We start from the raw sequence: 11,305 nt of genomic DNA, 5'->3' as shown, positions 1-11,305 counted from the left end.
GAAAGTGCAGCAGGTTCATCGTGGAGATATTTTTTATGCGGATTTAAGTCCGGTGGTTGGTTCCGAACAGGGAGGCATCCGCCCGGTTCTTGTTATACAGAACGAGATGGGAAACAAACACAGCCCGACGGTAATCTGCGCGGCGATCACGTCACGGATGCATAAGTCAAAGCTCCCGACCCACGTGGAGATCGACGCAAGAAGATATGGTGTAGTAAAAAATTCGGTTGTTCTACTGGAGCAGATCCGTACAATCGATAAACAAAGATTAAAGGAAAGTGTGTGCCACCTGGATCAGGAAATCATGAAAAAAGTGGATGAGGCACTGAAGATCAGTATTGCACTTTCTACATAGAAGGAGAAAATATGGACCAACGGGATACAATTAGAAAAGAGGTTCTGGAAAATCTCAAAGAAGGGGAAAAGGACGGCAGTATTCAGGAGATGGAGTACCGGATGATCCGTAATGTCTTTTCGTTCCTGGATAAAGATGCAAAGGAAGTCATGACTCACAGGAAAAATATTGTCGCATTAAACTGCAATGATATTTTGGAAGAGGTGGCAGCTTTTGCATCCAGGGCAAAATATTCCAGATTTCCTGTCTATGAAGAGGAAATCGACAATATACTTGGCATTATTCATATCCGGGATATTATGAAGCTCTATCTGAATCCCGAAATGAGGGGCAAGAAACTTGGAGAAATCCGGGACGCGTTCATGCCGGTATGTTTTATTCCGGAAACGAGGAAGATCAGCCGCCTTTTCATGCAGATGAAGGCAAAACAGATCCATTTGTGCGTTGTGATTGACGAGTACGGTCAGACAGCAGGACTCGTCGCCATGGAAGATATTATTGAAGAAATTATGGGAAATATCCGGGACGAATACGATGAGGAAGAAGAGATGATCCGCAAAAACGAGGACGGTTCCTACGAGGTGAACGGTCTGTGCGGGCTTACCGAACTCTCGGACGTACTTGGCATTGTTTTTCAGGATGAAGACGAGGACAATGAGTATGAGACATTAAATGGATTTCTGATTGTAAAGCTTGAGAGGATTCCTGCAGAAGACGAGCTGTGCAGTGTTTCCTACGAGGGCTATCTGTTTGAGATCAAGGAAGTGGACAACAATATTATCCAAAAGGTGAAGATTACAAAAACGGAACTTGTCACGGAATCGAAAGAATGATAAAATTAAGAACATGAGTTTTCCTGAAGAAGGAAGAGAGATTACATACGAAGAGAGGTAGAGAACATGTCAGGACATTCCAAATTCGCAAATATTAAGCATAAAAAGGAAAAAAATGATGCTGCAAAGGGAAAGATTTTCACAAAGATCGGGCGTGAGATCGCTGTAGCAGTTAAAGAAGGAGGCGGAGCGGATCCTGCGAACAACAGCAGACTCCGCGATGTGATTGCGAAGGCAAAAGCAAACAACATGCCAAATGACAATATTGAGCGAAGCATTAAAAAGGCAGCCGGAGACGCGGATGCCAACAATTACGAAAGAGTCGTATATGAAGGATATGGGCCGAACGGAACAGCTATTATTGTAGAGGCGCTGACCGACAATAAAAACCGTACAGCTTCCAATGTCAGAAGTGCATTTACAAAAGGAAACGGAAATATCGGGACACCAGGATGCGTATCCTTTATGTTTGACAAGAAGGGACAGATTCTGATCGACAGGGAGGAGTTTGAGATGGACGCGGATGAGCTGATGATGCTGGCGCTTGACGCGGGAGCCGAGGATTTCGCGGAAGAGGAGGACAGCTTTGAGATTATCACAGATCCGGACAGCTTTTCCGAGGTACGTGAGAAGCTGGAAGCAGCAGGCATCCCTATGATGGAAGCCTCTGTGACCATGATTCCTCAGACCTATGTAGAGCTGACAGACGAGACGGATATCAAAAACATTCAGAAAACACTGGATCTTCTCGATGACGATGATGATGTGCAGGAAGTATACCATAACTGGGAAGAGTAAAGCGTTTTGGAATATACTGTAAGGGAGGGGTCCTATGCAGGCAGGACCAGAAAAACGGATGATTTCCATGTTCAACGAGGCCATGGAACTGTCGGGGCGCTTTCGAAAGAATACATATGAACCGGCCTTCCGTGAGTTTTTCAGGAGACGCAGTACAGATCTTGAAGAACTCCTCAGCGAGATCCGGGGGACGGAAGAAAAAAATCAGGAAGAGCTGATTGCCCGGGCCGGAAAAAGCGTTCCGGATTATGTGGATGAAAAGCTTGAAGAGATCGCAGGAAAACGGAAAAGGGAGAATCAGGTTATGGATTATAATCTTGCACTTGTAACCTTTTTCATTCCGCTTCTGTTACACAGCAGGGAACCGGAACTGGAAGCTGTGGCAGACCAGACAATTAAGAACTGGAATCAGCTTGAGAATGTGACCATGAAGATCGGAAAGTCTACTTTTGAAGAGATCAACGGCGGATTCCGAAACCGGCTTTGTTATGTGACAACAGCCGTCTGCCGTTCACTGGATAAACCGGACGGGTGTTATGAGCTGAAAACTCTTCGGGACTACCGGGATAGATATCTGGCATCTTCTCCGGGAGGCAGGGAGACAATCCGCGAGTATTACAATATTGCACCGACGATTGTAAAAAGAATCGAACGGCAGAAAAATGCGGATGAGATTTACCGAAAGATCTGGAAAGAATATCTGGAGCGGTGCATCGGACTGATCGAAACCGGTAAGATGGAAGAATGCAGAGAAGTATATACAAAGATGGTACACGAACTGGAACGGGAATATTTGTTTTCCTGATCCGGTAAAGAAAATATAGGAGGAGCAAGGGTATGAGTGAACAGTTTAATATCGAAACAAAATGTATCCAGTCAGGCTGGAAACCAAAAAAGGGAGAACCGAGAATCCTTCCGATTTATCAGAGTACGACATTTAAGTACGATACAAGTGAACAGATGGGACGTCTGTTTGACCTGGAAGACAGCGGATATTTCTACACAAGACTGCAGAATCCGACAAATGATGCAGTAGCGGAAAAGATCTGCGAACTGGAAGGCGGTTATGCCGCCATGCTGACATCGTCCGGACAGGCAGCAAATTTTTATGCTGTTATGAACATTGCAGAGGAAGGAGACCATATCGTATGTTCGTCTGCTCTCTATGGAGGCACCTATAATCTGTATGCACACACCATCCGTAAAATGGGTGTGGAAGCTACTTTTGTGGATCCGGACTGTTCGGAAGAAGAGTTAAACGCAGCATTCCGTGAAAATACGAAAGCTGTAGTCGGTGAGACGATCGCCAATCCTGCACTGACAGTACTGGACATTGAGAAATTTGCAAAGGCGGCACATGCACACGGTGTTCCGCTGATTGTGGATAATACATTTGCGACTCCGATCAACTGCCGCCCGTTTGAGTGGGGAGCAGACATTGTCACCCATTCTACAACAAAATACATGGATGGACATGCCATGACAGTCGGCGGGGCAATCGTAGACAGCGGAAACTTCGACTGGAGTGCCCATGCGGATAAATTCCCGGGACTGACACAGCCGGACGAAACATACCATGGAATTGTCTATACGGAAAAATTCGGAAAAGGAGCATACATCACCAAGGCGACAGCACAGCTGATGCGTGACCTGGGATCGATTCAGTCTCCTCAGAATGCATTCCTTTTAAATATCGGTCTGGAGACTCTGCACCTGAGAATGCCGCGCCACTGCGAGAATGCAAAGAAAGTCGCTTCTTATCTGAAAGGACATGATAAAGTTGCCTGGGTAAACTGCGCGATGCTGGAAGGGGATAAATACCATGATCTGGCAGCGAAATACATGCCAAACGGTACCTGCGGTGTGATTACGTTCGGTTTAAAAGGCGGAAGAGATGCGTCTGTAAAAATGATGGACAATCTGAAGCTTGCGGCCATCGTTACCCATGTGGCAGATGCCAGAACATGCGTACTTCACCCGGCAAGTCATACACACCGGCAGATGAATGATCAGGAACTACTGGAAGCAGGAGTACAGCCGGATCTGATCCGTTTCAGCGTTGGCATTGAAAATGCTGACGATATTATTGCGGATCTGGAACAGGCACTTGCGCTCGTTTAATGCATATTTCAAAAAACACCTCCGCATACTAAGCAGAAAATGTGGAGGTGTTTTTTATGGAAAATCAGGAAAAACAGGAAAAAGAAACCGAACAGATCAAAGAAACCGGAAGCTTGGAACTGGAAGGCAGACACGGAAACTACAAGGTCTATCTGCTTACTATTATCGGTGAGATTGAAGGGCATGAAGCGGTATCCGGAAATACGAAAGCAACCAAATATGAGCATCTTCTTCCGAAACTTGCGGAGATTGAGTCAAATGACGAGATTGAAGGAGTACTGATCCTGCTCAATACTCTGGGAGGGGACGTGGAGGCCGGACTTGCCATTGCGGAGATGATTTCATCTTTGAGCAAACCGACCGTATCCCTTGTTCTTGGAGGAAGTCACTCGATCGGAGGACCGCTTGCCGTATCGGCAGACTATTCCTTTATTGTGCCGAGCGGAACGATGATCGTGCATCCTGTCCGGTCCAACGGTATGTTTATCGGAGTGATTCAGAGTTACCGCAATATGGAACGAACCCAGGACAGGATTACCAGATTTATTTCCGGACATTCCAGAATCACACAGGAAAGGCTTGAGGAACTGATGCTGGATTCTTCACAGCTTGTCAAAGATGTAGGAACACTCCTCGAGGGAGAAGATGCCGTCAGAGAGGGCATTATTGATGAAGTCGGGGGAATACGGGAAGCATTTGCAAAAATCTATGAACTGATCGAGAAGCGTTCGGATGAAAAGAAAACAGAAAAACACAGCGGGAATGCCGTTGAAAATAGATAATGACATCATATTTTAAAAATGCTATAATGAAACATAAGCGAAAAACCCGCAAAAAGCGGGAAAGCAGCAAGGGGGATCTTTCATGGCCCAGAAGACGCCACAGAAAAAGAAGAAAAAAACAACAACAAAGAGAACAGGGGCAAAATCCACCCGGACAAGGGCAAAATCCAGCCGTTCCGGCCGTCCTACAAAGGCCGAACTGGAAAGAGAGGCGATTGTCAGAGAAGAGATCGTTATACTGGTGGCACTGGCACTTTCGATTCTTCTGCTGATCAGTAACTTTGGACTTGGAGGGGCTGTAGGCAGAGTTATTGCGGATTTTATGGAAGGAATTTTTGGACAGCTCTCCTATATTTTCCCGTTCCTTTTCTTCGCGGGCATCGCATTTGTTATTTCCAACAGAGGGAACACAAAGGCATATACGAAACTGGGAGCAGCAGTGGTGCTTGTCATATTGATCTGCTCATTTCTGGAACTTGTCAACCGGGCAGGAGGAAGCATCGGCGAGGTGATTGCGGGGCTGATGGTACCGGCGCTTGGAATTGTAGGTTCCTATGTAGTAATTGTAATTCTGATGCTGATCTGTCTGATTCTGATTACACAGCGTTCTCTTCTGAAGAGTATGCAGAGAGCCGGACAGAACATTCAGACAAAGGCAAAATCCGGAAGGGAGCACCGAAAGGCACAGCGTGAGGAGAAGAAAAAGGAAAAGGCGGTAAAACGCCAGGAACACAAAGTGGAAGGTGTTTCTTTTGACACAACACTGGAAGGACGCAATCCGGAGATCCAGGAACTTGTGATCAAAGAGGATAAAAAAGAAAAGAAAAGAGCAGCGAAAGCTGAGAAAAATAAAAAAGCAGAAGCAGAATCTGTCAGGGCACCGGAAGAGGAGCTTACCATTACAAGAGAAGAAACGTATGGGACAGAAGACGGCGTTTCGGCAGAGGCTTATGAGGCAGTTCCTGATCTTTCCGAACTTCCGGAGGAGGGAATTACCTTTATGAAAGAACCGGCTGCATCATCCAGGGCTGCTTCTGCACAGGCTGCGGCACCGGATGCATCGGTATTTCAGGCGGAGGAACAGAAGAACAGAGCTGCCGAGAAGGCACTGGAGGCAGAGGCCCGTAAGAACGTAACAGCAGAGATTGAGAAGTCGATTGCAAAACCGGCTCCGGTCTACCATGCTCCGCCGATGAGTCTGTTAAAGCACGGCACAAAGGGAGCCGGAGATTCGGATGCCCATCTTCGTGAGACCGCGGCAAAGCTTCAGCAGACATTAAAGACATTTGGCGTCAATGTGACGGTGACGAACGTCAGCTGCGGACCGTCAGTGACCCGTTATGAGGTACAGCCGGAAATGGGCGTCAAGGTCAGCAAGATTGTAGGACTTGCAGACGACCTGAAACTGAATCTGGCGGCGGCGGACATCCGGATCGAAGCGCCGATACCGGGGAAAGCAGCGGTCGGTATCGAAGTGCCAAATAAAGGAAATTCAACAGTACAGCTCAGGGATCTTCTTGAAACCGAGGAATTCCGGACCGCAAAGTCTAAAATCAGTTTTGCGGTCGGAAAAGATATCAGCGGACGGACGGTGGTGTCGGATATCGCAAAAATGCCGCATCTTCTCGTGGCGGGCGCGACCGGATCCGGAAAGTCCGTCTGCATCAACACACTGATTATGAGTATTTTGTTCAAGGCTTCTCCGCAGGAAGTCAAGTTAATCATGATCGACCCGAAGGTTGTGGAGCTCAGTGTTTATAATGGGATTCCGCATCTTCTGATTCCGGTCGTGACAGATCCGAAAAAGGCGGCCGGAGCACTGAACTGGGCCGTGGCGGAGATGATGAAGCGTTATCAGCTCTTTGAACAGTATAAAGTGCGGGATATGGAAGGATTCAACGCAAAGGTAGAGAGTGTCCGGCATATTGAAACAAATGAGGAAAAACCGGAAAAGATGCCACAGATCGTTATTATCGTAGACGAGCTTGCGGATCTGATGATGGTTGCACCCGGTGATGTGGAAGAGTCGATCTGCCGTCTTGCGCAGCTTGCGAGAGCGGCAGGAATTCATCTGGTGCTTGCAACTCAGAGGCCGTCTGTAAACGTCATTACAGGGCTGATTAAGGCAAACATGCCGTCCAGAATTGCCTTTTCCGTGTCATCCGGTGTCGACTCCAGGACGATCATCGATATGAACGGCGCGGAAAAGCTCCTTGGAAAGGGAGATATGCTGTTCTACCCGGCAGGCTATCAGAAGCCGGTCCGGGTGCAGGGAGCATTTGTATCCGACAAGGAAGTTCAGGCGGTTGTAGATTATCTCGTAAAAAATAATGGAAATGCTTCTTATGATGAAGCGGTCCAGACGCACATGACCAATGCGGCAAGTGGCACTTCTGCTTCCGGACCGGGAGGATCCGGCGAGGAAAGAGATGTCTATTTTAAAGACGCCGGATACTTTATTATTGAAAAGGATAAAGCGTCGATCGGCATGCTGCAGAGGGTATTCAAAATCGGATTCAACCGGGCGGCAAGGATCATGGACCAGCTTTATGAAGCAGGTGTCGTCGGGGAAGAAGAAGGCACCAAACCAAGAAAGGTTCTGATGTCAAAGGAACAGTTTGACCAGTACATAGAGGAACATGTTTAGGGGAAGAAATGGAGGAAGGAAAATGAAAACAGACATTCAGATTGCACAGGAAGCAACAATGGAGCCAATCAAAAATGTGGCCGCTTCAATCGGGATTGAAGAAGAGGATCTGGAGTTCTACGGTAAATACAAAGCAAAATTATCCGCAGAACTGTGGGATAAGGTGAAAGACCGTCCAAATGGAAAACTTGTCCTTGTAACGGCGATCAATCCGACACCGGCCGGAGAAGGTAAGACCACCGTGACGGTAGGACTCGGAGAAGCCATGGCAAAAATCGGAAAGAAAGCATTGATTGCCCTTCGTGAACCATCCCTGGGTCCATGTTTCGGAATCAAAGGAGGAGCAGCTGGCGGCGGATATGCCCAGGTTGTTCCAATGGAAGATCTGAATCTTCATTTTACCGGTGATTTTCACGCAATCACATCTGCAAACAACCTGCTGGCGGCTCTGCTTGACAATCATATTCAGCAGGGAAACCAGCTGGGAATTGATCCAAGACAGGTCGTATGGAAACGCTGCGAGGATATGAATGACCGTGTTCTCAGAAATATCGTTGTGGGCCTTGGAAACAAGATGGACGGTATGGTAAGGGAAGATCATTTCGTTATCACTGTGGCATCCGAGATTATGGCGATTCTCTGTCTTGCTGACAACCTTGCAGACCTCAAAAGACGTCTTGGAAAGATTATCGTTGCCTATACCTTTGACGGAAAACCGGTGACAGCAGATGATCTGCAGGCGACAGGTGCCATGGCAGCGCTTTTGAAGGATGCGATCAAGCCGAATATGATCCAGACTCTGGAGCATACACCGGCTCTTGTACACGGCGGACCATTTGCAAATATTGCGCATGGATGCAACAGTGTACAGGCAACAAAAATGGCGTTGAAGATGAGCGATATCACCATCACCGAGGCCGGATTCGGTGCGGATCTGGGTGCTGAAAAATTTATGGACATCAAATGCCGGATGAGCGGACTGAAACCGGATGCAGTTGTTCTGGTTGCAACGATCCGTGCACTGAAATATAACGGCGGCGTACCGAAAAATGAATTAAATGAGGAAAATCTGGATGCCCTGAAAAAGGGAATTGTCAACCTGGAAAAACACATTGAAAATCTGCAGAAGTTCGGTGTGCCGGTTGTCGTTACACTGAATGCTTTTTCAGCAGATACAGACGCGGAAAAAGAATTTGTCAAAACATTCTGCGAAGAGAGAGACTGTGAATTTGCAATCGCGGATGTATGGGCAAAAGGCGGAGAAGGCGGTGTTGAGCTTGCAAATAAAGTTTTGAAGACACTGGAGACAAAAGAAAGTCATTTTCACCCGCTTTATCCGGATGAGATGCCGCTGAAAGATAAGATTGAGACAGTAGCAAAGGAAATTTACGGGGCAGACGGCGTTGATTACGATAAGGCCGCATTGAAACAGCTGGCCAAGATCGAAGAGCTCGGATTCGCCAATGTTCCGGTCTGCATGGCAAAGACCCAGTATTCCCTTTCCGATGATCAGACACTTCTTGGCCGTCCGGAAGGATTCCGCATTCATGTAAGAGAAGTTTACGTAAGTGCGGGAGCGGGATTTGTAGTCGTGCTTACAGGAGCAGTAATGACGATGCCGGGACTTCCGAAAGTGCCTGCGGCAAATAATATTGATGTGACAGACGATGGAAAGATTACGGGATTGTTCTAAAAAAGGAGACGAAAAATGGCAGTATTGATAGACGGAAAAGCAATTTCCTCGGAAATCAAAGAGGAACTGAAACAGGAAGTGGCAGAATTGAAGGCACAGGGGATTACCCCGTGCCTGGCTGTCATACTGGTGGGAGACGACAGCGCATCTGCCATCTACGTAAGAAACAAAAAGAGAGCATGTGAATATATCGGAATTGAATCTCGTTCTTATGAACTCCCAAAGGAGACTACCGAACAGGAGCTGGAAAAACTGGTAAGAGAGCTTAATGAAGATGAAACCGTGGACGGCATCCTTGTTCAGCTGCCTCTTCCGGAGCAGATTGACGAAGAAAAAATTACCGGAATGATTTCTCCGAAAAAAGATGTGGACGGATTCCTTCCGGAAAGCATTGGCGCGCTTTGTATTGGATCGGAAGGATTCCGGTCCTGTACTCCTGCCGGAGTGCTCGAGTTAATTAAACGGTCCGGCTATACAATCGAGGGAAAAGAGTGTGTAGTAGTTGGACGGAGCAACCACGTCGGGAAACCGATGGCGCTTCTCCTGCTTGAGCAGAATGGAACGGTAACAATCGCACACTCAAGAACAAAAAACCTCAGTGAGATTACCAGGCGGGCTGATATTCTTGTAGTTGCAGTCGGAAATCCGAAGCTGATTCAGGCGGACGATGTCAAAGAGGGAGCCGTTGTCATTGATGTCGGGATGAACCGGGATGAAAACGGAAAGCTGTGCGGAGATGTGGATTTTGAACATGTGAAAGAAAAGGCAGAAGCAATCACACCGGTACCCGGGGGAGTAGGACCGATGACAATTGCAATGTTGATGAATAACTGTGTGGAGGCGGCACGGAAAAAGAGGAGAGAATAAGGGTACCATGCAAAGAATGACAAATCCAGGAGACAGACTGTCAGAGGAAGAGATCAGAAGGCGGAGGAGAAGAGCAAAAGCGGAGCGGATGCGCCGCAAGAGAAGGCTGAGACGGATTCTGATTCTGGGAATGATCCTGTTTCTTGCAGCGATCATCGGAATCGGAGTTTTGATCTATCGGAATACATATACCGGTGTGGTAAATCAGGGGAAAAGAGCCGAAGCAGACGGCAATACTACAAAAGCGGAAGACCTCTATCTGAGGGCAATTGAAAAAAACGGCGAAAAAGAGGATGCCTACGTGAGTCTTGCAAAGCTTTATCACGGCCGGGATCAGGATGATAAGGCAGATACTCTTCTGCAGGAAGCGGTGAATACCTATCCGGACAGCACAGGCGTATACCGCGCTGCGGTAGAGTTTTATGAAGACACAGAGCAGACGGAAAAAATCGCCTATATCATGAGCACCTGTACCAATGAGCAGATACTCACAGAACTCAAGGATTATGTGGCCAAAATTCCGGAATTCAGTCTGGACGACGACAAGGTCTACGATAATGTGCAGGAGTTGACACTGAGCAGTGAAGATGAAGGGACTATCTATTATACTCTTGACGGCAGCGAGGCGACAACAGACAGTACAGAATACAAAGAACCGATCCAGCTGAATCAGGAAGGAGAGACGACAGTCCGGGCCATTTTTGTCAATAAAAAAGGAATTGCAAGTGTTGAGGTACAAAAAACATATACGATCCAGTTTCCGGTAGCGGACGCGCCTGCAGTATCACCGACAACGGGACAGTATTCCGAGGCGGTCAGCGTTGAAATACAGGTGCCGGACGGTTACACTGCATACTATACACTGGACGGAACCGAACCGTCGGATCAGTCTATTCAGTATACCGGCGCATTCGCGGTTTACGAAGATACGGAACTGAATGTTGTACTGATTGATGGAAACGGAAAGAAAAGTGAAGTTACAACGAGAAAATACAGATTCAGTTCCTGATGGCCGTAGATTTTATGAATATGACCTGAAAACAGAAAATGATCTGCCGGGAAAACAGGAGAAAGAGAGGAAGAATTCAGAGGGTTCTTCCTCTCTTTTCTTTTTTCAGGGTACTCCTTGGATAAGATAATTGTTCCAAATCAGAGAAATATTCAATCAATTAAAAATCCGGACATAAAAATTGTTAAAAACAAGTGAAA

General features: G+C 47.1%; 10 protein-coding genes. All 10 read left to right on the top strand.

The features are described from left to right. The first annotated feature begins 4 nt into the window (after nucleotides 1–4). The 10 genes from H6A32_RS05275 (at nucleotide 5) to H6A32_RS05230 (ending at nucleotide 11,105) form a co-directional block, all read left to right on the top strand. On the top strand, nucleotides 5–355 hold the full coding sequence (locus H6A32_RS05275; RefSeq protein WP_087168067.1) for a type II toxin-antitoxin system PemK/MazF family toxin: 351 nt from the start codon (nucleotides 5–7) through the stop codon (nucleotides 353–355). A gap of 11 nt (nucleotides 356–366) precedes the next feature. Beyond that, entirely contained in the window at nucleotides 367–1,188 is an 822-nt protein-coding gene (locus tag H6A32_RS05270) for a hemolysin family protein (protein WP_087168013.1), read from the top strand. 66 nt (nucleotides 1,189–1,254) lie between these two features. Next, on the top strand, nucleotides 1,255–1,986 hold the full coding sequence (locus H6A32_RS05265) for a YebC/PmpR family DNA-binding transcriptional regulator (protein ID WP_087168012.1): 732 nt from the start codon (nucleotides 1,255–1,257) through the stop codon (nucleotides 1,984–1,986). A 34-nt stretch (nucleotides 1,987–2,020) separates the two neighbouring features. Continuing rightward, nucleotides 2,021–2,791 carry a CFI-box-CTERM domain-containing protein gene (locus tag H6A32_RS05260; protein WP_204863889.1) on the top strand — a complete coding sequence of 257 codons (771 nt, stop codon included), beginning with the start codon at nucleotides 2,021–2,023 and terminating at the stop codon, nucleotides 2,789–2,791. Nucleotides 2,792–2,823: 32 nt separating this feature from the next. Next, on the top strand, nucleotides 2,824–4,107 hold the full coding sequence (locus H6A32_RS05255; protein ID WP_087252037.1) for an O-acetylhomoserine aminocarboxypropyltransferase/cysteine synthase family protein: 1,284 nt from the start codon (nucleotides 2,824–2,826) through the stop codon (nucleotides 4,105–4,107). A gap of 56 nt (nucleotides 4,108–4,163) precedes the next feature. Continuing rightward, the gene (locus H6A32_RS05250) at nucleotides 4,164–4,889 is read left to right on the top strand and encodes a ClpP family protease (RefSeq protein ID WP_087168009.1); all 726 of its coding nucleotides are present in this window, start codon (nucleotides 4,164–4,166) and stop codon (nucleotides 4,887–4,889) included. Between the two features lie 82 nt (nucleotides 4,890–4,971). Continuing rightward, complete coding sequence (locus H6A32_RS05245; protein WP_204863888.1) at nucleotides 4,972–7,536, top strand: FtsK/SpoIIIE family DNA translocase; 2,565 nt, start codon at nucleotides 4,972–4,974, stop codon at nucleotides 7,534–7,536. 22 nt (nucleotides 7,537–7,558) lie between these two features. Then, nucleotides 7,559–9,229 carry a formate--tetrahydrofolate ligase gene (locus H6A32_RS05240; protein WP_087168007.1) on the top strand — a complete coding sequence of 557 codons (1,671 nt, stop codon included), beginning with the start codon at nucleotides 7,559–7,561 and terminating at the stop codon, nucleotides 9,227–9,229. A gap of 15 nt (nucleotides 9,230–9,244) precedes the next feature. Then, complete coding sequence (gene folD / locus H6A32_RS05235) at nucleotides 9,245–10,096, top strand: bifunctional methylenetetrahydrofolate dehydrogenase/methenyltetrahydrofolate cyclohydrolase FolD (protein ID WP_087252035.1); 852 nt, start codon at nucleotides 9,245–9,247, stop codon at nucleotides 10,094–10,096. 16 nt (nucleotides 10,097–10,112) lie between these two features. Beyond that, complete coding sequence (locus H6A32_RS05230; protein ID WP_204863887.1) at nucleotides 10,113–11,105, top strand: chitobiase/beta-hexosaminidase C-terminal domain-containing protein; 993 nt, start codon at nucleotides 10,113–10,115, stop codon at nucleotides 11,103–11,105. The last annotated feature ends 200 nt before the right edge of the window (nucleotides 11,106–11,305 follow it).

It is taken from the genome of Drancourtella massiliensis, assembly GCF_016900655.1.
GTDB classification, from domain to species: Bacteria; Bacillota; Clostridia; order Lachnospirales; family Lachnospiraceae; genus Sellimonas; species Sellimonas catena.
Note: the sequence above shows the minus strand (reverse complement) of the source record. Positions and strands in the feature narration are given on the sequence as shown.

Excerpts from the sequence above, each read along its gene's own strand:
- H6A32_RS05255 (WP_087252037.1), top strand. The coding sequence starts at position 2,824 with ATGAGTGAACAGTTTAATATCGAAACAAAATGTATCCAGTCAGGCTGG.
- H6A32_RS05230 (WP_204863887.1), top strand. The coding sequence starts at position 10,113 with ATGACAAATCCAGGAGACAGACTGTCAGAGGAAGAGATCAGAAGGCGG.
- H6A32_RS05265 (WP_087168012.1), top strand. The coding sequence starts at position 1,255 with ATGTCAGGACATTCCAAATTCGCAAATATTAAGCATAAAAAGGAAAAA.
- H6A32_RS05270 (WP_087168013.1), top strand. The coding sequence starts at position 367 with ATGGACCAACGGGATACAATTAGAAAAGAGGTTCTGGAAAATCTCAAA.
- H6A32_RS05260 (WP_204863889.1), top strand. The coding sequence starts at position 2,021 with ATGCAGGCAGGACCAGAAAAACGGATGATTTCCATGTTCAACGAGGCC.
- H6A32_RS05240 (WP_087168007.1), top strand. The coding sequence starts at position 7,559 with ATGAAAACAGACATTCAGATTGCACAGGAAGCAACAATGGAGCCAATC.
- H6A32_RS05245 (WP_204863888.1), top strand. The coding sequence starts at position 4,972 with ATGGCCCAGAAGACGCCACAGAAAAAGAAGAAAAAAACAACAACAAAG.
- folD (WP_087252035.1), top strand. The coding sequence starts at position 9,245 with ATGGCAGTATTGATAGACGGAAAAGCAATTTCCTCGGAAATCAAAGAG.
- H6A32_RS05250 (WP_087168009.1), top strand. The coding sequence starts at position 4,164 with ATGGAAAATCAGGAAAAACAGGAAAAAGAAACCGAACAGATCAAAGAA.